This is a genomic window from Streptomyces sp. HNM0645, assembly GCF_030056615.1.
Taxonomy (GTDB): domain Bacteria; phylum Actinomycetota; class Actinomycetes; order Streptomycetales; family Streptomycetaceae; genus Streptomyces; species Streptomyces marianii.
Genome location: NZ_JASHLT010000028.1, coordinates 1 through 19,710, shown reverse-complemented (window position 1 = coordinate 19,710; position 19,710 = coordinate 1). Strand labels below are relative to the sequence as shown.

The window sequence follows — 19,710 nt, the reverse complement described above, 5'->3', positions numbered from 1 at the left end:
GCGGGCGGAGAAGCGAAAGGGGTTGTGCGGTGAGCGAGCGGGCCGCCCCCTTCTACTGCCCCTACTGCGGCGACGAGGACCTTCGTCCGAGCGAGCAGGGCCACGGCGCCTGGGAGTGCGCGTCGTGCAACAGGGCCTTCCAGCTGAAGTTCCTCGGGCTGCTCGCCCGCGGGGTTCGGCGCAACGACGACGGAGGGGACGCGATATGACGGCGGTACGGACCCGACGGACCGGCGACGAGCTCAGGTCGCTGGCCGAGTCGGCCGGGCGGGACCTCGAGGAGGCGTCCGCCCTCGACATCCTGACGTGGGCGGCGAAGACCTTCGGCCCGCGCTTCTGCGTCACGTCCTCCATGGAGGACGCGGTCGTGGCCCATCTGGCCTCGCGCGCGTTCCCCGGGGTCGACGTGGTCTTCCTGGACACCGGCTACCACTTCCCCGAGACCATCGGCACGCGTGACGCGGTCGGGGCCGTGATGGACGTCAACCTCATCACGCTCACCCCGCGCCAGTCGGTGGCCGAGCAGGACGCCGAGCACGGCCCGCGGCTGCACGACCGGGATCCCGACCTGTGCTGCGCGCTGCGCAAGGTCAAGCCTCTCGAGGAGGGCCTCACCGCCTACGACGCGTGGGCGACCGGCCTGCGCCGCGACGAGTCCCCGACCCGGGCGGGCACCCCCGTCGTCGGCTGGGACGAGAAGCGGCAGAAGGTCAAGGTCTCGCCGATCGCCCGCTGGACGCAGGCGGATGTGGACGCCTACGTCGCCGAGCACGGCGTCCTCACCAACCCGCTGCTCATGGACGGTTACGCCTCGGTGGGCTGCGCACCCTGCACCCGCCGGGTGCTGGAGGGCGAGGACGCGCGAGCCGGCCGCTGGGCGGGCCGCGCGAAGACCGAGTGCGGGCTGCACGGCTGATGACGGCACCCGCGACCACAGCAGACCATCCGACCGAACCGACCCTGAACCAACGGGAGATGCACGTGACTGGGGCCACGATCTGGCTCACCGGGCTGCCGAGCGCGGGCAAGACCACCATCGCGTACGAGCTGGCGGGCCGGCTGCGCGGCGGGGGCCACCGCGTCGAGGTGCTCGACGGCGACGAGATCCGCGAGTTCCTGTCCGCGGGCCTCGGCTTCAGCCGTGAGGACCGGCACACCAACGTCCAGCGGATCGGTTTCGTCGCCGAACTGCTGGCGTCCAACGGTGTGACGGTCCTGGTGCCGGTGATCGCCCCGTACGCGGACAGCCGAGAGGCCGTCCGCAAGCGGCACGGGGCCGAGGGCACGCCGTACGTGGAGGTGCATGTGGCGACCCCGGTCGACGTGTGCGCGGTGCGCGACGTCAAGGGCCTGTACGCCCGGCAGGCGGCCGGCGAGATCAGCGGCCTGACCGGGGTGGACGACCCGTACGAGGCACCGGAGTCCCCGGACCTGCGGATCGAGTCGCACACCCAGACCGTGCAGGAGTCGGCGCAGGCGCTGCACGCGCTGCTCATCGAGAGGGGACTGGCATGACGACCAGCATCGACGTCGTGGGCGGGAGCACGGACAACCCGTACGCTCTGACGCACCTGGACGCGCTGGAGTCCGAGGCGGTGCACATCTTCCGCGAGGTGGCGGGCGAGTTCGAGCGGCCGGTGGTCCTCTTCTCCGGCGGCAAGGACTCCATCGTCATGCTGCATCTCGCGCTGAAGGCGTTCGCTCCCGCGGCGATCCCGTTCTCGCTGCTGCACGTGGACACGGGGCACAACTTCCCTGAGGTCATCGAGTACCGGGACCGTGTGGTCGCACAACACGGTCTGCGGCTCCATGTGGCCTCCGTACAGGACTACATCGACCGTGGTGTGCTCCGCGAGCGCCCCGACGGCACCCGCAACCCGCTGCAGACCGTGCCGCTGACGGAGGCCATCCAGCAGCACCGCTTCGACGCCGTGTTCGGCGGCGGGCGGCGCGACGAGGAGAAGGCCCGGGCCAAGGAGCGGGTGTTCTCGCTGCGGGACGAGTTCTCCCAGTGGGACCCGCGGCGCCAGCGCCCCGAGTTGTGGCAGCTCTACAACGGCCGCCACGCGCCTGGTGAGCACGTCCGGGTGTTCCCCCTCTCCAACTGGACCGAGCTGGACGTCTGGCAGTACATCCAGCGCGAGAAGATCGAGCTGCCGGAGATCTACTTCGCCCACGAGCGGGAGGTCTTCGCCCGCAACGGGATGTGGCTGACCGCCGGCGACTGGGGCGGCCCGAAGGACGGCGAGACGCCCGAGAAGCGGCTGATCCGCTACCGCACTGTCGGCGACATGTCCTGCACGGGCGCCGTCGACTCCGACGCGACCACGCTGGACGCCGTGATCGCCGAGATCGCCGCCTCCCGGCTCACCGAGCGGGGCGCGACCCGCGCCGACGACAAGCTGTCCGAGGCCGCGATGGAAGACCGCAAGCGCGAAGGGTACTTCTAGACATGACCACCTCCACCGAGCAGTCGGCCGAGCAGTTGTCGGCCACCACCCTGCTGCGCTTCGCCACCGCCGGGTCCGTCGACGACGGCAAGTCCACCCTGGTGGGCCGGCTGCTGCACGACTCCAAGTCGGTGCTCGCCGACCAGTTGGAGGCCGTCGAGCACGCCTCCCGCTCCCGCGGCCAGGAGGCACCCGACCTGGCGCTGCTCACCGACGGTCTGCGGGCCGAGCGGGAGCAGGGCATCACGATCGACGTGGCGTACCGCTACTTCGCCACGCCCCGGCGGCGGTTCATCCTGGCCGACACCCCGGGGCACGTGCAGTACACCCGGAACATGGTCACGGGCGCCTCGACGGCCGAGCTGACGGTGATCCTCGTCGACGCCCGCAACGGCGTGGTCGAGCAGACCCGCCGGCACGCCGCGATCGCCGCGCTGCTGCGCGTGCCGCACGTGGTGCTCGCCGTGAACAAGATGGACCTGGTGGGCTACGAGGAGTCCGTCTTCGCCGCGATCGCCGAGGAGTTCACGGCGTACGCGAGCGAGCTGGGCGTCCCCGAGATCACCGCGATCCCGATCTCGGCGCTGTCCGGCGACAACGTGGTGGACGCCTCCGCGAACATGGACTGGTACGGCGGTCCGACGGTGCTGGAGCACCTGGAGACCGTGCCGGTGAGCCACGACCTGACCGGCTGCCACGCGCGCTTCCCGGTGCAGTACGTGATCCGTCCGCAGACCGCCGAGCACCCGGACTACCGCGGCTACGCGGGCCAGATCGCCGCCGGCACGTTCCGCGTCGGCGAGGGCGTGACCGTGCTGCCGTCGGGCCGGACGTCGCGGATCGCGGGGATCGACCTGCTGGGCGAGCCGGTGGACGTCGCCTGGACCCCGCAGTCGGTGACGCTGCTGCTGGAGGACGACATCGACGTCTCCCGCGGCGACATCGTCGTGCCGAGCGACGACGCGCCCGCCACGACGCAGGACGTCGAGGCCACGGTCTGCCATGTGGCCGACACTCCGCTCACGGTGGGCGCGCGGGTGCTGCTGAAGCACACCACCCGCACGGTCAAGGCGATCGTGAAGGAGATCCCGTCGCGGCTGACGCTCGACGACCTGTCCCAGCACCCGGCTCCCGGGCAACTGGTGGCCAATGACATCGGCAGGGTCCGGGTCCGCACCGCCGAGCCGCTGGCGCTCGACGCCTACGCGCACTCCCGCCGTACCGGGTCCTTCCTGCTCATCGACCCGGCGGACGGTACGACCCTGGCGGCCGGGATGGCGGGCGAGTCCTTCGCCACCGCCGGGGCAGCGCCGGCCCGGGACGACGAGGGGTGGGACTTCTGATGACGATCGACGCGTACGCGACCTTCGCCAAGGAGGGCGGCCGCGTGGGCAGCGGTGTGCTCGGCGCGGGTTCGGGAGGTGTCACGCGATGTGTCCGATGACCGGCGCGACACGCCGACCGCACCCCGGACGAAGACACAGACCTGCCGATCTCCCGGCCGCGTCCCGCACCACCCGGAACCACCACCGGGGGACGTGAGCCCGGGCCCCCGAGAGGAAAAGCCTCCCGTGCCTGCATCCCGTACGACCCTGCGCCGCGGTCTCGCCGCCGTGCTCCCCTTGCTGGCCGTCGCGGCCACCTCCTGCGGCTACGGCTCCCAGGCCAAGGACGACGAGAGGCCCGTGGTGGCCGCCGAGGGCAGGAAGCTCTCCGCCGACACCGTCCGCGTCGGCTACTTCCCGAACCTGACCCACGCCACCGCCCTCGTCGGCGTCCAGGAGGGGATCATCCAGAAGGAGCTCGGCGGCACCAGGCTCGCACCGCAGGCCTTCAACGCGGGCCCGTCCGCGATCGAGGCCCTCAACGGCGGCTCCCTCGACATCGGCTTCATCGGCCCCTCGCCGTCCGTCAACGGGTACGTGAAGTCCAAGGGCAAGAACCTGCGGATCGTCTCCGGTTCCGCGTCCGGCGGTGTGAAGCTCGTCGTCAACCCGGACCGGATCAGGACCCTGGACGACGTCAAGGGCAAGCGGATCGCCACCCCGCAGAAGGGCAACACCCAGGACGTCGCGTTCCTGAACTGGGCCTCCGGGAAGGGCTGGAAGGTCGACGCGGAGAGCGGCGAGGGCGACGTCTCCGTGATCCGCACGGACAACAAGGTCACCCCGGGCGCCTACGAGTCCGGCTCCATCGACGGGGCCTGGGTGCCGGAGCCGACCGCGTCCAAGCTGGTCTCCGAGGGCGCGAGGGTCCTCCTCGACGAGACGGCGCTGTGGCCCGGCGGGAAGTTCGTGATCACGAACATCATCGTGTCGCAGACGTTCCTGAAGGAGCACCCGGACGTCGTCGAGGCCGTGCTCCGCGGCACGGTGAGGACGAACGCCTGGATCAACGCCAACCCGGAGAAGGCCAAGGCGTCCGCCAACGCGGCCCTGAAGGCCGAGACCGGCAAGGCGCTCGCCCCGGAGGTCATCGACCCGGCCTGGCCGAGCATCCGGATCACGGACGACCCGCTGGCCGCCACGCTCAGGACGCAGTCCGAGTGGGCGGTGAGGGCCGAGCTCATCGACGAGCCCGACCTGAACGGCATCTACGACCTGACGCTGCTGAACAAGGTGCTGAAGGCCGAGGGCAGGCCCGGGGTCACCGACACCGGCCTCGGCGCGAAGTAGCACGCGAGTCCCCGAACCGAACGTTCCCAGGAGGTGACGACCATGGCCACCACATTCGCCGAGGCCGCCGAGGACACCACCGCGGTGTCGCACGCCGCCAGGATCGAGCACGTCTCGAAGTCCTTCTCCGGTCCGGCCGGATCGCAGCTCGTCCTCGACGACATCAGTCTCGATGTCGCCCCCGGCGAGTTCGTCACCATCCTGGGGGCTTCGGGATGCGGCAAGTCCACGCTGCTCAACCTGGTCGCGGGGCTGGACCGGCCGAGTGCCGGGTCCATCGAGACGCCCGGCGGACGGCCCGCTCTGATGTTCCAGGAGCACGCCCTCTTCCCGTGGCTGACCGCGGGCAAGAACATCGAACTGGCCCTGCGGCTGCGCGGGGTCCCCAAGGCCGGGCGCCGTACCGAGGCCGAGCGGCTGCTGGAGCTGGTCCGGCTCGGCGGCGCGCACGGCAAGCGCGTCCACGAGCTGTCCGGCGGCATGCGCCAGCGGGTCGCCCTGGCCCGGGCGCTCGCACAGGACAGCGATCTGCTGCTGATGGACGAGCCGTTCGCGGCTCTCGACGCCATCACGCGTGACGTGCTGCACGGCGAGCTGACCCGGATCTGGCGCGAGACGAACGTGTCGGTCCTCTTCGTCACGCACAACGTCCGCGAGGCGGTGCGGCTCGCCCAGCGCGTGGTCCTGCTGTCCTCACGGCCCGGCCGGGTGGCCCGCGAGTGGGCCGTGGACATCCCGCAGCCGCGCCGTATCGAGGACGCCGCTGTGGCGGAGCTGTCCGTCGAGATCACTGAACAACTGCGTGGGGAGATCCGCCGACATGGCCAGCACTGAAGTCCGCGACGGCGTCACGAAGGCGGGCACGTCCCCCGCCGGGCGCGACGACCTCGCCGGTCTCGAGGCCGGCCTGGACGCGCTCGAAGCCGTCGAGGTCCGCCGCACGCCGGTGCGCGAGCTCCTCGTGAAGAAGGTCGTGCCGCCGGTCGTCGCGGTCGCCCTCGTCCTCGTGGTGTGGCAGGTCCTGGTCTCGGCACAGGTCACGACCGAGGACAAACTGCCCGCGCCGTCCGCGGTGTGGACGGGTCTGTCCGACATGTGGCTGCAGGGCACCCTGTTCGACGTCATCTGGACCAGCGTGTCGCGCGGTCTGCTCGGCTTCCTGCTGGCCCTCGCCATCGGTACGCCGCTCGGTCTGCTCGTGGCGCGGGTGAAGTTCGTCCGTGCCGCGATCGGCCCGATCCTGTCCGGTCTGCAGTCGCTGCCGTCGGTGGCGTGGGTGCCGCCGGCCGTCATCTGGCTGGGCCTGAACGACTCGATGATGTACGCGGTGATCCTGCTCGGCGCCGTGCCGTCGATCGCGAACGGACTCGTGTCCGGCGTCGACCAGGTGCCCCCTCTGTTCCTGAGGGCCGGACGGACGCTCGGCGCCACCGGGCTGAAGGGGACCTGGCACATCGTCATGCCGGCCGCCCTCCCGGGCTATCTGGCGGGGCTGAAGCAGGGCTGGGCCTTCTCCTGGCGCTCGCTGATGGCGGCGGAGATCATCGCCTCCTCCCCCGACCTGGGTCTCGGCCTCGGCCAGCTGCTGGAGAACGGCCGCAACAACATCGACATGCCCGGCGTGTTCCTCGCGATCCTGCTGATCCTGATCGTCGGCATCGCCGTCGACCTGCTCGTGTTCAGCCCGCTGGAGCGCTGGGTGCTCCGCAGCCGCGGGCTTCTCGTCAAGAGCTGAGCTGATCACCGTGTACCGCCCTCACCGCCCCGCGCACCCCGCGCGCCCTCAACGGCCGGCCCTTCTCGTCGTCGCCCACGGAAGCCGCGATCCGCGGCACGCGGCGACCGTGCACGCCCTCGTACGGCACATCCGGTCGCAGGAGCCCGAGCTGCGGGTCGGCACGGCGTTCCTGGACTTCAACGCGCCGTCCGTGCCGCAGGTCCTGGAGCGGATGGCGAACGACGGGGTGGGGGACGTGGTCGCGCTGCCGCTGCTGCTGACCCGCGCCTTCCACGCGAAGTCGGACATCCCGTCGGTGCTGGACGAGGCGCGGGCGCGGCATCCGCGGCTCCGCATCACCCAGGCGGATGTGCTCGGCCCGTCCCCGCTGCTGCTGGACGCGGTCGAACAGCGGCTGTTCGAGGCCGGGCTGACCCCGGCCGACAAGCGCTCGACCGGGGTCGTCCTGGCCTCGGCGGGCTCCTCCGACCCGGAGGCGATCGCAGTGATCGCTGACATGGCGCGGGAGCTGCGGCACACCGGTTGGTGCGCCGTGCGGCCTGCGTTCGCCTCCGCTCTCACCGCCGGGAGCCCGCCCCGTCCCGAGGACGCGGTGCGGGCTCTGCGCGCCGGAGGCGTGGCCCGGGTGGCGGTGGCACCGTACGTCATCGCCCCGGGCCGGCTGCCCGACCGAATCGCGGACGGCGCCCGGTCGGCGGGAGCCGAGGTACTGGCCGGCGTCCTCGGCCCGTCACCGGAGCTGGCCCGGCTGATGCTGCGCCGGTACGACGAGGCCCGGCCGGCACGCCGCCTCGCCGCCGCGGGCTGAGCGTCCGCTCCCGGAGACCGTACGGGCGCCCCTGCGGCCCGGTACGGGCGGCGGTTCGGACGTCGACCGGCCCGGTGCGCCGCGGACCCAGGTGTCCGGCCCGGTGCGCCGCGGCCCCCCCAGGGGTGTCCGGCTCGGCTCGTTCCGGGCTCGGCGTTTCCGTGCTGGGCGCACCGCGCGCTCCGTGCGTGTCCCCGGCCCGGTGCGCCGCGCGTTCAGTGCGGGTCGAGCTTCCCCGTGCGGGTGCGCTTCAGCTCGAAGAAGTCGGGGTGCCCCGCGAGCACGCGGAAGCTGTCGAAGAGCCGCCCCGCCTCCTCGCCCCGGGGCACGGAGTTGAGAACGGGCCCGAACCACACGGCTCCGTCCACGTGGAGGGTGGGCGTGCCGACGTAGCCGTCCCCCGCCGGGTCCTTCCCGGCCTGGTGGCTGCGGCGCACCGCGTCGTCGTGGCCCGGGTCGTGCGCGGCACCGGCGAGCGTGGCGGGAAGTCCCGTCTCCGCCAGCGACTCGGCGATCACCGTGTCGAAGTCCTCGGCCTTCTGCCGGTGGATACGGGTGCCCATGGCGGTGTAGAGGTCGCGCAGGACGTGCTCGCCGTGCTGCTCGGCGGCAGCGACCGCGACGCGCACCGGTCCGATGGAGCGGTCGACCAGGTCCCGGTACCAGTCGGGAAGTTCGTTCCCGAGGTTGTGCAGGAGCAGGCTCATCGCGTGGAAGCGGACGTCGACCGGGCGCCGGCGCTCCACCTCCAGCATCCAGCGCGAGGTGATCCAGGCGAAGGGGCAGGCGGGGTCGAACCAGAAATCGACGGTGGTGCGGTGCGTCTCGGCGAGGTGGTCGCGGTGCTCGCTCGTGCCGTGCTCGCTCGTGCCGTGCCGGTCAGCGTGATGCTCGGTGGACTTGGTCATGACGGTGAGCCTAGGACCGGGGTGTCCAGTCCGCCCGGGCCAGTCGACGCCGGTTCTCCTGGGCCATTCGCCGCTACCGGCCCGGCCGTTCAGCCCTGAGGGTGCGGTGGACGGACCTCCAGGAAGCGGCGCCGGCTCCGCCCCCGGTACAGCAGGGCGTCCCAGCCGAGGCGTTGCAGGGCCCCGGCGCAGTCGGCGAGGGCGCTCTCCTCCTCGCCGGCGGCCCCACTGCCGCGGGGTCCTAGCCACTCAACCGTGACCGTGCCCGGTTCGTCCGGGGTCGGGCCCACGCGGTATCCGGTGGCGACGCGCTGCCCGGAATCGGCGTCGACGGCGGAGGGGGCGATACCGGCCGCCTCCAGCGCGAGGGCCACGGCACGGACCATCCGGCCCCGTTCCCAGGGGGCGGGCACCGACTCGGGGTCGGCAGCGCCGGTGTTGGTCAGCCGCCGTATCTGCAGCATGCCTTCGAGCGCGACCCGCACCTCGGCGGCCCGTGCCCGTGCTTCACGCGTGCCGCCCGGGCGCGGTGGTCCGTCACCGTCGTCGTACATGGGACCGACGATAGGACCCGGCACCGACAGGCGCCCGTCCGCCCGTCCGGGAGTCTGTCCGGAAGTCCTTCCGGTGGGCGCCGGGGATGCCCGGTCGGGGCCGGGCATGACCGCCCGGCGCCGCGGTGACACGACCGTGGCGCCGTCGTGACGCAGACGTCGAGCCGGCTGCGCAAGATGACTGCGAGGAGGCCGACATGTCGCTCTATTACCACAAGCGGATCACGATCGTCCCGAAGCTGCTGCACCTGAACATCGGCACGCACGGCTGGTCGCTGAGCCTCGGCACGCGCCGGGCCCACATCACCCGGGGGAGCGGTGGTCACCGCAGGGCGTCGGTGCGGCTGCCGGGCGGCTTCAGCTGGCACCGGAACTTCCGGCGGCGCTGAGCGGCGAAGACGTGTCCGCGCGTCCGGGGGACCGCCCGGCGAGCGGGAAGGGAAGGGGCGGCTCCGCGGGGTCCTCAAGTCGCGGCACACCACCTGCGGTGGCCGGTCGGGACGGAGTCCGGGGGCCGGCGAGGGCGGTCGATTCCCGGCTCAGGCGGGGTCCCCGGTCATCTCCGCGAGTTTGACGACGGTGTTCCAGTTGCGGGTCGTGGCGACGAGCCCCTTGCTCACGCTCGACCGCGCCAGCACGTCGGCCAGCTTGGAGCGGCCGATTCCACCGGGTGTGTACAGGTACAGTGCACGTTCCCCGAGCCGGAAGTCCTCCGGCAGATGGGCGTCCCGGTCGACGCCTGCGAACCGGTCCGGGTCGACTCGCTCCGAGAAGTAGGTGACGTGCAGCTGCCTCCCCTCGAGCCGGCCGGCCGGGAAGGGGCATTCCTCGACGACGGAGGCGAGGTACGGGCCGCCGCGGACGAGGCAGTCCACGGTGAAGCCGAAGCGCTCCTCGACGGCCCGTTCGATGCCGCGGGCGAGCGCGTCCTCGTCGTCCGTCTCGCTGGTGAACACGGCGTTGCCGCTCTGCAGGTAGGTGCGTACGTGGCCGTGGCCGAGGTCCGTCACCAGGCTGTGCAGGTCGGACATCGGGACCTTGCGGTGGCCGCCGACGTTGATGCCGCGCAGCAGCGCGGCGTACGCGTGGGTCTTCGCCATGCGCACACCATAGGACGGCCGCCGTGCCCCGTGGGGGAGGGCACGGCGGCCGCCGGATCATGCTGTCGGCCGGTCGGCTACTCGACGACCTTCAGCAGCTTGTTGGGCGTGCCCTCGCTCGGGTTGCCGATCTTGTCGGGCGTGGCGCCGTCCGTCAGGGCCTTGGCGACCTGGTCCGGCGTGGCGTCCTGGTGCGCGGCGAGGTACACCGCGGCGGCGCCGACGACGTGCGGGGTCGCCATGGACGTGCCGGAGATGGTCTTGGTGCCCTCATCGCTGTCGTTCCAGGCGGAGGTGATGTCCGAGCCCGGGGCGTAGAGGTCGACGACCGCGCCGAAGTTGGAGAAGTCGGACTGCTCGTCGTCCTTGGTCGAGGAGGCGACGGTGATGGCCTCCTCGACGCGGGAGGGCGAACCCTGGCCGGCGTCGCTGGACTCGTTGCCCGCGGCGACGCCGAAGGTGATGCCGGCGGCGATGGCCTTCTGCACGGCCTCGTCGAGCGCGGGGTCGGCACCTCCGCCGAGGCTCATGTTGGCCACGGACGGGCCCTGGTGGTTCTTGGTGACCCAGTCGATGCCGGCGACGACCTGCTCGGTGGTGCCGGATCCGCTGTCGTCGAGCACACGCACGGCGACGATCTTCGCCTTCTTGGCCACGCCGTGGGAGGCGCCGGCGATGGTGCCCGCCACGTGGGTGCCGTGGCCGTTGCCGTCGTCGGCGGTCTCGTCGTTGTCGATGGCGTCGAAGCCGTGGCTGGCGCGGCCCTCGAAGTCCTTGTGCGTGATCCGGACCCCGGTGTCGATGACGTACGCCGTGACGCCCTCGCCGGCGCTGTCGGGATAGGTGTACTTGCTGTCCCCGGCGGTTTCGGCCTGGTCCACACGGTCCAGGCCCCACGAGGGCGGGTTGTCCTGGGTGGCGTTGACGGTGAACTTCTTGTTCTGGACGACCTTGTCGACGGCCGGGTCGGCGGCGAGGCGCTTGGCCTCGGTCTCCGAAAGGCCGCTGGCGGAGAAGCCGTTCACCGCCGAGCTGTAATTGCGCTGGAGCGAGCCGCCGTACTCCTCGGCGAGCTTCTTCTTGTCCGTCTTCTCGTCCAGCAGAACGATGTAGCTGCCGGCGACGGCGCCTTCGGCGTTCGCACCGTAGATCCTGCCCTCGGCGGGCACGGGGGCCGCGCCGGCGAACGAGGTGTTGAGGACGGTCACTCCGGCGGCGGCCGCAACGGCGGTTATTGCCGCGGTCAGCTTCATCCTGCTGGTGCGCTTGTGAGATGCCATGAAGAGGGGTTCTCCTCGTCATCATTTGTGGGGGGATTCGCTCCCGGAAGGAAAATCTCCGGGGCTGAGTCGAAACCCTGACCGATTGACGGGCTCAGATCAAGTCCTTCATCCAGGTGCGACTTGATCAACAAGAGTTTGTAATACGAAATCGGCCAGGACTTCACAAGTCGGGCCACCGTTCGAACTTCCCTCACAGGCAGGGAATTTCTGTCGAGGAAATGTGCTCATGCGGTAATCGTGGCGTGCCCACGGGGAATACGGGTATACGCCGCCGCGCACGCCGGGGCACAGGGAAATCACGCACCGGCAGACCGGCGGCACACCGACGGGAAGCGTGAACCGCCTTTGCGGGGCGGGAGGATCGGCTTGATCCGAAAGGGAGGTTTACACCCCCTCCGGCACGTGGGGCGCGAAGGCCGCGGAGTGAGCGGCGGGGCCGGACGGGGGCGCCGCTCCCGCGGGACGACGTGGTCATCCGGCGGTCGCGGGGCGAATACGGGCCCGGACGCCGGCGACCTCGCCCGGCCCACCGGACCCCTTGCGGAGGCCGCGGACACGGCCGCGGACACGGCCGCGACCGGACGGGGCCCCCGACTGCCCGTCGACGCTCCGGGGCGAAGACGGGCACATGGGCACGGCGGACACGAGGGCACGTCGGGCCTGCGGCCGGGCACCGTCGTCGCGGCCCCGTCCGCCGGCACCCGCCGTCAGGTCTGCGGCAGTTCCGCCTCGATGAGGTCGGCGGCGCGGCGCGTACCGCCCTCCAGGCGCATCGAGCGGCGGATCCCCTCCAGACGACGGGCCACCTCAGGGTCGCCCGACAGGGTGAGCACGGCCTCCCGGAGGTTGTCCGCGGTGGCGTCCTCCATCGGCAGGTGGCGGGCCACGCCGAGCGAGGCGAGCATGTCCGCGTTGCCGAACTGGTCGACCGCCTGCGGGATCGCGACCATGGGCGTGGCGGTGGCCAGCCCTTCCTGGCTGCCGCCCGCGCCCGCGTGGGTGATGAAGGCGTCCGCCTGCCTGAGGATCGCCTGTTGCGGCACCCAGTCGTGCACCTCGACGTTCGCGGGCACACTTCCCAGCTCCGCCGGGTCCACGAACTTGCCGATCTGCAACACCACGTGCCAGCCGGGCAGTTCGCCGAAGGCCTTCACGCACTCGCGGTAGAGGCCGGGCTGCTTGGTGAAGGCCGAGCCGAGGGAGACCAGCAGCACCTTCCCGGCATCCGCGGGCCGTCGCCACTCCCCCTGCTCCGCGCGGTCACCCCGGCAGGCACCGACGAAGGAGTGGACTCGCTCGTCGACCCGGTCGGCGTTCGGCTGCAGCACCCTGGGGATCAGCACGAGGGAGCGGGCCGGGCGGCCGACGAAGGAGTCGGGGTGGACACCGATCCCGTTCTCCGACAGCCAGGACGCGAACCGGGCGTAGTAGGCCCTGCCGCGTTCGGTGGCCCTGATCGCGGCGGTCGTCGGCTCGCCGACCTCCTCCTCGTACCCCTCCCAGGCGACGAGGTTCGGCGAGAGGGAGATCGCGGGCACGTTCCAGCGGTGGGCGAGGACCCGCGCAGGGTAGGAGGTGATGTCGTGCAGGACGAGGTCCGGCTCGTCCCCCGCGAACGCCTCGGCGAACTGCGGGAGCGCCTGGATCGCGTCGTTCAGGAACGGCTCGATGTGGTCGATCGGTTCGGTGCCCCAGACCTCCGGATCGCCGTCGGTCGGCAGCGTGGAGTTCCACAGCACCGGTTCCGCACCCGTCGCGGCGACCTTGCCGGCGAAGGACGGCGGGATCGCGTAACTGACGCGGTGCCCGCGGGCCACGAGTTCCCGGATCACTTCGATGCTCGGGTTCACGTGCCCGTGGGCTGCGATGGAGAACATGGCGATGTGGGCCCGCTTCGCTTCGGTCATGCCCCCACATTAAGCGAGACGATACGTCTCGTGCAATCTCATTCCGGGCCGCTGCCCGATGCGGCATCGGTCGCGCCGGTAGCGGGCGGGTACCGGGACGCCGTCCTCGGCCGGCCACTTCCTCAACTCCTCCCGGCCGGACCCACCTGCGGGGATGCGAGGATTCGCGTCCCCGCAGGTGGGGTTGCGAGAATTCGCGCCATGGACGAGACACGCGCGCGGGAGGTGCTGGCGGCGGCCGGACTGCCGCGGACCGCGGAGCTGCTGGCGCTCGGCGAGAACGCGGTGTTCGCGGCCGGCGGCACCGTGGTGAGGATCGGGCGGAGCGCCGAACTGCTGGAACGCGCGGAGCGCGAGCTGGCGGTGTCCGAGTGGCTGGAAGCCGTGGGTGTCCCGGCGGTACGGGCCGCGGAGCCGGAGGCACGGCTGGTCGAGGGCCATCCGGTGACGGTGTGGCACCGGCTGCCCGAAGCGGTGCGCCCTGCGGAGCCACGTGATCTGGCGCCGCTGCTGCGCCGGGTGCACAGGCTGCCGGAGGCGCCGTTCGCGCTGCCGGGGCGGGAACTGCTCGGAGGTGTGGAGCGCTGGCTGCGGCTGGCGGGCGACGCGATCGACCCGGCGGACGCGGCCTATCTGCGGGAGCGCCGGGACGGCTTCGCGGCCGCGGCCGCCGCACTGACGCCGCACCTGCCGCGCGGGCCGATCCACGGCGACGCGCTCCCCCGCAACGTGCTCGTCGGGCCCGACGGTCCGGTCCTCGTCGACCTGGAGACCTTCTCCTCCGATCTGCGCGAGCACGACCTGGTCGTGCTGGCTCTCTCGCGCGACCGCTACGGGCTCGACCCGGCGGCGTACGACGCGTTCACCGACGCCTACGGGTGGGACGTCCGCGCGTGGGACGGCTGCGCGGTCCTGCGCGGCGCACGGGAGACGGCGAGCTGCGCCTGGGTGGCGCAGCACACCCCCGCGAACCCCCGTGCCCTCGCCGAGTTCCGCCGCCGTGTCGCGTCGCTGCGCGCGGACGACCCCGAGGTGCGCTGGCACCCGTTCTGACGCTCCCCCGCTCCTCGGCTGCGGGCGGCCGGCACGAAGGCTCTCGCCCTCGACCGGGTCATCGGCTCCGCGGGATGACCGGCCAGGCCGACTCGACGACCGCCGTCGGGTTCGTGGTCCGCCTCAGGTACTCCTGCAGTGAGGCCGACTGCGCGGCAGCCGCACGCACCTGGAGCTCGTGCAGGGCCGTCAGGGGCATCCTCCCGACGGGCCGGTGCCGCTCGCCCATGCGCCGCACCACGCGAGCCGCAGCCACCGCGTCCGCCCTGGCGTCGTGCGCGTCCTCGAGCGGAACGCCGTAGTGCGCACACAGCGCGTGCAGGGCGCGTTTGCCCTTGCGGTACTTGTCGACGTGCTTGTCGATCACCAGGGGGTCGACGACCGGCACGGGCGCGGTCCCCAGCCGCTCGGTGACCGACTCCAGCCCGTAGCGCCGGCATTCGCGGTCCAGCAGCGACAGGTCGTAGCGCGCGTTCATCACGACCAACGGGATCCCCGAGCGCAGGACCCCGGCAACGGCCTCCGCGATGTCCTCGATCGCGGACGCGGCCGGAACTCCGTGCTCGCGGGCGTGGGCCGTCGAGACGCCGTGGATCGCGGAGGCCTGTTCGGGTATCACGACCCCGGGATCGAGCAGCCAGGTCCGTTCCTCCGAGACGTCCCCGCCCGGCTCCAGTCGCACGACCGCCGCGGTGACGACGCGGTCGGTCTCGACGTCCGTACCGGTGGTCTCCAGGTCGAAGGCCGCCAGGGGCCCGGTGATCCAGCTCATCCCGCGACACCCGCTCCGGCACGGACCGCAGCCCGACACTCGGCGACGGGACGAGACGGCCGGGACACGTCCTCAGTGCCGGCCGCCGTCACGGTCCGCGCCGGGAGCGGGTCCGTGCCCGTCGTCTCCGGAGCGGAGCCCACCAGTGGCTCGCGGTGCCAGGTCATCGTCCCCCCTTGTCGGTCCTGCTGACGGAAAACTCTCGCACGCGGCACTGACAGTCCCTCCACGGGGCCGTCGGCGGCATGCCGCCCCGTGGACGTTCCCCCGGCCATCGGCGCACCCGGCCGGCCCCGTGGCGCGGCCCGTTCAGGACACCGGCCGGGAGTCCGCCCAGACCGACTCGAACTCCTCACGGTAGGTCTGGAACAGCCCGTGCTCGGTTTCCTGGCCGGATCTCACCACCGACCGGCCCCCGCCGCGCAGGACGAGCACCGGCGCCTCCATGCCGCGGGCCCGCCGGAGGTACGTCTGGACGACGGCGAGCCCGTCCGCCCCGTCCCCGTCGACGAGATACGCGGTGAAGCGCGGGGTCTCGTCGAAGACGTGGATCTCGAACGCCCCGGGGTCGCGGAGCCGCGACCGCACCCGCCGCATGTGGAGGATGTTCATCTCCACCGCCCGGCTCAGCTCCCCCTTGCGCAGGCCGAGCTCGCGCTCGCGGCGCTTCACCGCGCTGCTCGCCGGATTGAGGAAGAGCAGTCGCACCCGGCAGCCGGATTCCGCCAGCCGCACCAGCCGGCGTCCGGAGAAGTTCTGCACCAGCAGGTTGAGGCCTATGCCGACGGCGTCGAGGCGCCGTGCGCCCCCGAACAGGTCCTCCGCCGGAAGCTGCCGCTGCAGCCGCACGCGGTCGGGGTGGATGGAGACCACGTCCGCGTACCGGTCCCCCACCAGGTCCTCGACCGCGTCGACCGGGAGCCGGTCGGCGGACGGCACGCCGGCGCCGCTGCCGAGGATCTCCAGCAGCCGCGCCGAGGCCCGTTCGGCCTGGGCCAGCACCGTCTCGTTGAGCGCCCGGTTGCGGGAGACGACGTTCCGCGCGACCTCCAGCTCGTCCAGCGCCAGTTCCACGTCGCGCCGGTCGTCGAAGTACGGTTCGAAGCAGGGCCAGTGCTGGACCATCAGTTCCCGCAGCTGCGGCAGCGTGAGGAAGCTGAGGACGTTGTCGTCGGCGGGGTCCAGCAGGTAGCCCTTGCGCCGGCTGACCTCCCGTACCGCGACGGCGCGCTGCACCCACTCCTGCCCGGCCGGTCCCGCCGCGGCGACGACCCACTCCTCGCCGTGCACGGGTTCGTAGATGGGCCTCAGCACCGCGGCCACGACGGCACGCAGCCGCTGTTCGACCAGATTCAGCCAGATGTACGCCCGCCCGGCCCGCTGCGCGCGGGTGCGCACCTCGCTCCAGGCGTCCGCGCTCCAGTCCAGTTCGGGACCGATCTCGGATCCCGTGTCCACCGGCCGGGCGAGGGAGACGGCGCCCGGCGGCGCGTCGGAGGAGTCCCCGTCGTGACCCGTGTCACCTGGGGGTAGCTCAAGCCCTCCCGAGCTCACCCGCGCACCGCCTTCTGCTCCCGCACACCCGTCTTCAACGATCAAGGAAGGGTACTCCGGGAGCGGGACGCGGTGCAGCAGGATCCACAGGCTCCTCTCTCAACTCCCCTCCGGAGGCGCACCGTTCCGGTCCGCGAGGTCGGCCGGGGTGAGCGGATTCATAGCCGTGACGTCCCTGGGCGCGAGCTGGAAGCCCTGCCAGTGGTCGGGCATCGGCTGCTGGTCCTCGTCCCGGGCGACGTGGTGGAAGCCGACGTGGACCCACACGACCGGGTTGGCGAGCTTCTCGCCGTTGACCCATCCGTCCACGCTGTCGGGCGCGTTCGGGCCGCAGTCGAGGGTGTTGTTGCCGGCGAACTGCTCACGGGGCGCGGTTCTGGGTGAAGTAGACGTCGTGGCGGGTGCAAGGACGTCCGGCGTGCTTGGCGGTCGGGTCGGGCACGATCTCGTATATGCGGGCGTGACCGTCGGCGTTGCGGTCCTTCGAGCTGACCACGCGCCACCAGCGCATGGCCCGGGCGTCCCCGGCACCGAGCTCAGCGACCAGCCGTCCGAGCATCCGCACGCTGCCGTCCGCAGGAGTCCGAATGACGCTCCCCAGAGCGATGCCTCGAGGCAACGAGCCGTCAGAGCCTGTGAACAAAAGCCAGTCTGCCCAGATCACTCCGTTATGGGCAGGCATTCGGCGAGCAGATCGACGACGTCCCGCCAAGCTCGCTGCGCGTGCTGAGGGTGATGACCGACCCCGGGAAGCACGATGTGGTCGACCGGTGGGTGATGGAAGGCGTGCAAGGCGCCGCCGTAGACCACGAGGCGCCAGTCTACGCCCGCAGCCTGCATCTCGGCGGTGAATGCGTCCCGTTGCGCGGGCGGCATGATCGGGTCTTCCGACCCGACCCCGGCCCACACCGGGCAGTGAATGCGCGCCGTCTCGCCTGGTCGGCCCGTGGTCAGTCCGTTGACTGTCGCGATCGCGCGCAGGTCGACGCCGTCGCGCCCGAGTTCCAGCACGATTGCGCCCCCGGTGCCGTAGCCGACGGCGGCGATCCGGTCCGGGTCGGTCCGCGGCTCGGCGCGGAGCACGTTGAGCGCCGCGTGGCCGATGCCTCGCATCCGGTCGGGGTCGGCGAGCAGCGGCATGCAACGGGCCAACATCTCCTCAGGGTCGCCCAAGTAGCGCCCGCCGTGGAGGTCGAAGGCCAGCGCCACGTATCCCAGCTCGGCGAGCGCATCGGCCCGGCGGCGCTCGACGTCGCTGAGCCCCACCCCCTCGGGCCCGACCAGGACCGCGGGCCGGCGGTCGACACCGGCCGGGAGCGCGAGGTGCCCGATCATCGTCAGGCCGTCGGCCGCGTATTCGATCGTGCGCGTCGTGACTGTCGTCATGAGCCTGGACCGTAGTGATCCTTGAGCCCGGTCGGGCCGGTGTTCTGCCGCTGGCAGAAGGCATGTCTCCGGCGTGTTCCGGAACCACCCCGTCAGCAGTTCAGCCCAGAGCCTGTGAACAAACCGCCGTCCGCCCGAAGGGCGGGCGCACCGGACGCCGCTGCGCGCAGACGGGGTTTGTTCACGGGCTCTCACCGAAGGATGACGCTCACACCTCGTTCCTCGAAGATCTCCAGGAGCAGGTCGAACAGCACAAGCTCACGATCGCCGACGGGCACGCGCTCCGCCAACCGCGTCCGAGCCTCGGCCGAGAAGTCCCAGTGCAAGGTGAACGGAGTGGTCGCGCCCCAGCCGCCTCTCAGACAGTCGTCCAGAGCGTTCAGGTTCCAGCCGAAATATCCACCGGGTCCGTTGACGGCCTCACCGATCGCGCAGTAGAAGGTATCCCGGTCAACGACATGTCGGCCGTCCAAGGTGAACACCTGACCCGCAGGCGCATCGGGCTTCCCCCGGCGCTGGTACTCCCGGGACCACAGGGCCACCGACAGCCACGCGTGTCGGTCCTCGGGCGCGACTTCGTACCACGTTCCGGTGTGATTCAGGCGACCGGTGCGGACCAGCTCCCACCGTCGTTCAGCTCCGGGAAGGGCGTTCTCGCACCAGAGCGTCACCGTGAGGTCGAAGAGGCCGGCACCGCTGGCGGAGGGCTTGACGTCGATGACGGTGACCTCGTTGACGAAGTAGGACCCCATGGTGGCACCGTCACCGTCGAGGAGCTCGAACCAGGCGTTCCCCGCCACGGCACGACGGCTGCCGACGTGGTCAACGCACCTCAGTAGGCCACCCTGCGGGAGGCAACCCGCGAGGTGCACTCGGCGCGCGCCCTCCTCACCCGGCAGGGGCGTGAACAACCCCTCTGCCTCCTGAGCGAAGCCCCAGAAATCGCTGTCGTCCTCATCCGAGGTCAGCGCGTACTTCTGCCCCTCGCCGCCCTGCCCCGATGTTCGCATCGCCCCCCATGAGAGCGCTGATCTTACCGACGCCGGGGGATCTGCCCGGCGGCCGCCGGTGCCGCCACCACCCCTGACCCCATCCCATCCGTCTCGGAGGCCCTTTGACGAGCCTCATACCCGCCTTCACTCATGAGAGTGAAGTGCAGAGAAGCAGTCCGTAGCCGAAGCCGGTGAGGTCGTCGTACTCGGCCTGGCCGTTGTCGTAGGGGACGTGCACCTGCGCGAGCTTGGCACTGGTCAGCACGCGGATCGGCCGGGCCTCGCCGCGCGGCTGGTAGCTGACGTCGTCCGGGACGAGCCCGGCGGAGGAGTCGTAGTGCCAGCACATGCGCCAGGTGGTTCCGCCGGCGAGCCTCTGCGTGACCCGGTAGGGCGCGCTGCAGCCCGGGGCGGGCGGCGGGGTGGGGCCCGCCCCCGGTGCCGCTCCGGCCGTGGTGGGGCCGGCCGCGGTCAGCGCGCCGCCGAGCAGCACGGCTGCGGCCGCCACGGAGGCGGCCCTCCGGGGGCGC

21 protein-coding genes and 2 pseudogenes are annotated in these 19,710 nt (G+C 71.7%); 11 read left to right on the top strand and 12 right to left on the bottom strand.

The features are described 5' to 3' along the window. The first annotated feature begins 29 nt into the window (after positions 1-29). The 9 genes from QMZ92_RS20500 to QMZ92_RS20460 all read left to right on the top strand — a co-directional run bounded on the left by QMZ92_RS20500 (position 30) and on the right by QMZ92_RS20460 (position 7,671). Positions 30-209, top strand: a complete 180-nt coding sequence (locus tag QMZ92_RS20500) for a hypothetical protein (RefSeq protein WP_283298835.1) — start codon at positions 30-32, stop codon at positions 207-209. Continuing rightward, entirely contained in the window at positions 206-916 is a 711-nt protein-coding gene (locus tag QMZ92_RS20495) for a phosphoadenylyl-sulfate reductase (RefSeq protein ID WP_283298834.1), read from the top strand. The genes QMZ92_RS20500 and QMZ92_RS20495 overlap by 4 nt, the downstream gene beginning before the upstream one ends. Before the next feature lie 59 nt (positions 917-975). Next, the gene (gene cysC, locus QMZ92_RS20490) at positions 976-1,515 is read left to right on the top strand and encodes an adenylyl-sulfate kinase (RefSeq protein ID WP_283298833.1); all 540 of its coding nucleotides are present in this window, start codon (positions 976-978) and stop codon (positions 1,513-1,515) included. Continuing rightward, a complete protein-coding gene (cysD, locus tag QMZ92_RS20485; protein ID WP_283298832.1) occupies positions 1,512-2,450 on the top strand; it encodes a sulfate adenylyltransferase subunit CysD in 939 nt (312 codons plus the stop codon). The genes cysC and cysD overlap by 4 nt, the downstream gene beginning before the upstream one ends. A 2-nt stretch (positions 2,451-2,452) precedes the next feature. Then, complete coding sequence (locus tag QMZ92_RS20480) at positions 2,453-3,793, top strand: sulfate adenylyltransferase subunit 1 (protein WP_283298831.1); 1,341 nt, start codon at positions 2,453-2,455, stop codon at positions 3,791-3,793. Positions 3,794-4,021: 228 nt separating this feature from the next. Further along, a complete protein-coding gene (locus tag QMZ92_RS20475; protein ID WP_283298829.1) occupies positions 4,022-5,125 on the top strand; it encodes an aliphatic sulfonate ABC transporter substrate-binding protein in 1,104 nt (367 codons plus the stop codon). 42 nt (positions 5,126-5,167) lie between these two features. Next, positions 5,168-5,959, top strand: a complete 792-nt coding sequence (locus QMZ92_RS20470) for an ABC transporter ATP-binding protein (RefSeq protein ID WP_283298828.1) — start codon at positions 5,168-5,170, stop codon at positions 5,957-5,959. Next, on the top strand, positions 5,946-6,860 hold the full coding sequence (locus QMZ92_RS20465; RefSeq protein WP_283298827.1) for an ABC transporter permease: 915 nt from the start codon (positions 5,946-5,948) through the stop codon (positions 6,858-6,860). Before QMZ92_RS20470 ends, QMZ92_RS20465 begins: the two co-directional genes overlap by 14 nt. Before the next feature lie 10 nt (positions 6,861-6,870). Beyond that, positions 6,871-7,671, top strand: coding sequence for a sirohydrochlorin chelatase (locus QMZ92_RS20460; protein ID WP_283298826.1), 801 nt, complete (start codon positions 6,871-6,873; stop codon positions 7,669-7,671). Between the two features lie 215 nt (positions 7,672-7,886). Here the strand turns inward: QMZ92_RS20460 and QMZ92_RS20455 are convergent, their stop codons facing one another. Both QMZ92_RS20455 and QMZ92_RS20450 read right to left on the bottom strand, forming a co-directional pair. Continuing rightward, complete coding sequence (locus QMZ92_RS20455) at positions 7,887-8,579, bottom strand: mycothiol-dependent nitroreductase Rv2466c family protein (RefSeq protein WP_283298825.1); 693 nt, start codon at positions 8,577-8,579, stop codon at positions 7,887-7,889. Positions 8,580-8,668: 89 nt separating this feature from the next. Further along, on the bottom strand, positions 8,669-9,133 hold the full coding sequence (locus QMZ92_RS20450) for a hypothetical protein (protein ID WP_283298824.1): 465 nt from the start codon (positions 9,131-9,133) through the stop codon (positions 8,669-8,671). Between the two features lie 197 nt (positions 9,134-9,330). On the opposite strand from QMZ92_RS20450, the gene QMZ92_RS20445 reads away from it, so the two are divergent. Then, positions 9,331-9,522, top strand: coding sequence for a DUF4236 domain-containing protein (locus QMZ92_RS20445; RefSeq protein WP_283298823.1), 192 nt, complete (start codon positions 9,331-9,333; stop codon positions 9,520-9,522). Between the two features lie 150 nt (positions 9,523-9,672). Here the strand turns inward: QMZ92_RS20445 and QMZ92_RS20440 are convergent, their stop codons facing one another. The 3 genes from QMZ92_RS20440 to mgt all read right to left on the bottom strand — a co-directional run bounded on the left by QMZ92_RS20440 (position 9,673) and on the right by mgt (position 13,423). Beyond that, positions 9,673-10,233, bottom strand: a complete 561-nt coding sequence (locus QMZ92_RS20440) for a DUF1697 domain-containing protein (protein ID WP_283298822.1) — start codon at positions 10,231-10,233, stop codon at positions 9,673-9,675. Positions 10,234-10,310: 77 nt separating this feature from the next. Then, positions 10,311-11,513, bottom strand: a complete 1,203-nt coding sequence (locus QMZ92_RS20435) for a S8 family peptidase (RefSeq protein WP_283298821.1) — start codon at positions 11,511-11,513, stop codon at positions 10,311-10,313. Between the two features lie 710 nt (positions 11,514-12,223). Further along, positions 12,224-13,423 (bottom strand): macrolide-inactivating glycosyltransferase, encoded by a 1,200-nt coding sequence (mgt, locus tag QMZ92_RS20430; RefSeq protein ID WP_283298820.1) that lies wholly within the window; start codon positions 13,421-13,423, stop codon positions 12,224-12,226. A gap of 201 nt (positions 13,424-13,624) precedes the next feature. On the opposite strand from mgt, the gene QMZ92_RS20425 reads away from it, so the two are divergent. Further along, entirely contained in the window at positions 13,625-14,476 is an 852-nt protein-coding gene (locus QMZ92_RS20425) for a phosphotransferase enzyme family protein (protein ID WP_283298819.1), read from the top strand. A 58-nt stretch (positions 14,477-14,534) separates the two neighbouring features. Here QMZ92_RS20425 and QMZ92_RS20420 read toward each other — a convergent pair whose 3' ends face one another. The 7 genes and pseudogenes from QMZ92_RS20420 to QMZ92_RS20390 form a co-directional block, all read right to left on the bottom strand. Further along, positions 14,535-15,248 (bottom strand): exonuclease domain-containing protein, encoded by a 714-nt coding sequence (locus tag QMZ92_RS20420; protein WP_283298818.1) that lies wholly within the window; start codon positions 15,246-15,248, stop codon positions 14,535-14,537. 309 nt (positions 15,249-15,557) lie between these two features. Next, positions 15,558-16,802 (bottom strand): DUF5919 domain-containing protein, encoded by a 1,245-nt coding sequence (locus QMZ92_RS20410; protein WP_283298817.1) that lies wholly within the window; start codon positions 16,800-16,802, stop codon positions 15,558-15,560. A gap of 99 nt (positions 16,803-16,901) precedes the next feature. Then, positions 16,902-17,114, bottom strand: a pseudogene (locus tag QMZ92_RS36455) (copper amine oxidase); the annotation flags it as partial. A gap of 49 nt (positions 17,115-17,163) precedes the next feature. Next, positions 17,164-17,367, bottom strand: a complete 204-nt coding sequence (locus tag QMZ92_RS36450; protein ID WP_502962101.1) for a hypothetical protein — start codon at positions 17,365-17,367, stop codon at positions 17,164-17,166. Between the two features lie 95 nt (positions 17,368-17,462). Beyond that, positions 17,463-18,188 carry a dienelactone hydrolase family protein gene (locus QMZ92_RS20400; RefSeq protein WP_283298816.1) on the bottom strand — a complete coding sequence of 242 codons (726 nt, stop codon included), beginning with the start codon at positions 18,186-18,188 and terminating at the stop codon, positions 17,463-17,465. Positions 18,189-18,379: 191 nt separating this feature from the next. Further along, entirely contained in the window at positions 18,380-19,198 is an 819-nt protein-coding gene (locus QMZ92_RS20395; protein ID WP_283298815.1) for a barstar family protein, read from the bottom strand. Between the two features lie 130 nt (positions 19,199-19,328). Continuing rightward, a pseudogene (locus QMZ92_RS20390) lies at positions 19,329-19,710 on the bottom strand (copper amine oxidase); the annotation flags it as partial.

What these genes read in the sequence shown, in the direction of transcription:
- QMZ92_RS20395 (WP_283298815.1), bottom strand. Translation starts at nt 19,198, where the DNA reads ATGCGAACATCGGGGCAGGGCGGCGAGGGGCAGAAGTACGCGCTGACC.
- QMZ92_RS20470 (WP_283298828.1), top strand. Translation starts at nt 5,168, where the DNA reads ATGGCCACCACATTCGCCGAGGCCGCCGAGGACACCACCGCGGTGTCG.
- QMZ92_RS20450 (WP_283298824.1), bottom strand. Translation starts at nt 9,133, where the DNA reads ATGTACGACGACGGTGACGGACCACCGCGCCCGGGCGGCACGCGTGAA.
- QMZ92_RS20480 (WP_283298831.1), top strand. Translation starts at nt 2,453, where the DNA reads ATGACCACCTCCACCGAGCAGTCGGCCGAGCAGTTGTCGGCCACCACC.
- mgt (WP_283298820.1), bottom strand. Translation starts at nt 13,423, where the DNA reads ATGACCGAAGCGAAGCGGGCCCACATCGCCATGTTCTCCATCGCAGCC.
- QMZ92_RS20400 (WP_283298816.1), bottom strand. Translation starts at nt 18,188, where the DNA reads ATGACGACAGTCACGACGCGCACGATCGAATACGCGGCCGACGGCCTG.
- cysC (WP_283298833.1), top strand. Translation starts at nt 976, where the DNA reads ATGCACGTGACTGGGGCCACGATCTGGCTCACCGGGCTGCCGAGCGCG.
- QMZ92_RS20495 (WP_283298834.1), top strand. Translation starts at nt 206, where the DNA reads ATGACGGCGGTACGGACCCGACGGACCGGCGACGAGCTCAGGTCGCTG.
- QMZ92_RS20420 (WP_283298818.1), bottom strand. Translation starts at nt 15,248, where the DNA reads ATGAGCTGGATCACCGGGCCCCTGGCGGCCTTCGACCTGGAGACCACC.
- cysD (WP_283298832.1), top strand. Translation starts at nt 1,512, where the DNA reads ATGACGACCAGCATCGACGTCGTGGGCGGGAGCACGGACAACCCGTAC.
- QMZ92_RS20440 (WP_283298822.1), bottom strand. Translation starts at nt 10,233, where the DNA reads ATGGCGAAGACCCACGCGTACGCCGCGCTGCTGCGCGGCATCAACGTC.
- QMZ92_RS20455 (WP_283298825.1), bottom strand. Translation starts at nt 8,579, where the DNA reads ATGACCAAGTCCACCGAGCATCACGCTGACCGGCACGGCACGAGCGAG.
- QMZ92_RS20465 (WP_283298827.1), top strand. Translation starts at nt 5,946, where the DNA reads ATGGCCAGCACTGAAGTCCGCGACGGCGTCACGAAGGCGGGCACGTCC.
- QMZ92_RS20425 (WP_283298819.1), top strand. Translation starts at nt 13,625, where the DNA reads ATGGACGAGACACGCGCGCGGGAGGTGCTGGCGGCGGCCGGACTGCCG.
- QMZ92_RS20445 (WP_283298823.1), top strand. Translation starts at nt 9,331, where the DNA reads ATGTCGCTCTATTACCACAAGCGGATCACGATCGTCCCGAAGCTGCTG.
- QMZ92_RS20435 (WP_283298821.1), bottom strand. Translation starts at nt 11,513, where the DNA reads ATGGCATCTCACAAGCGCACCAGCAGGATGAAGCTGACCGCGGCAATA.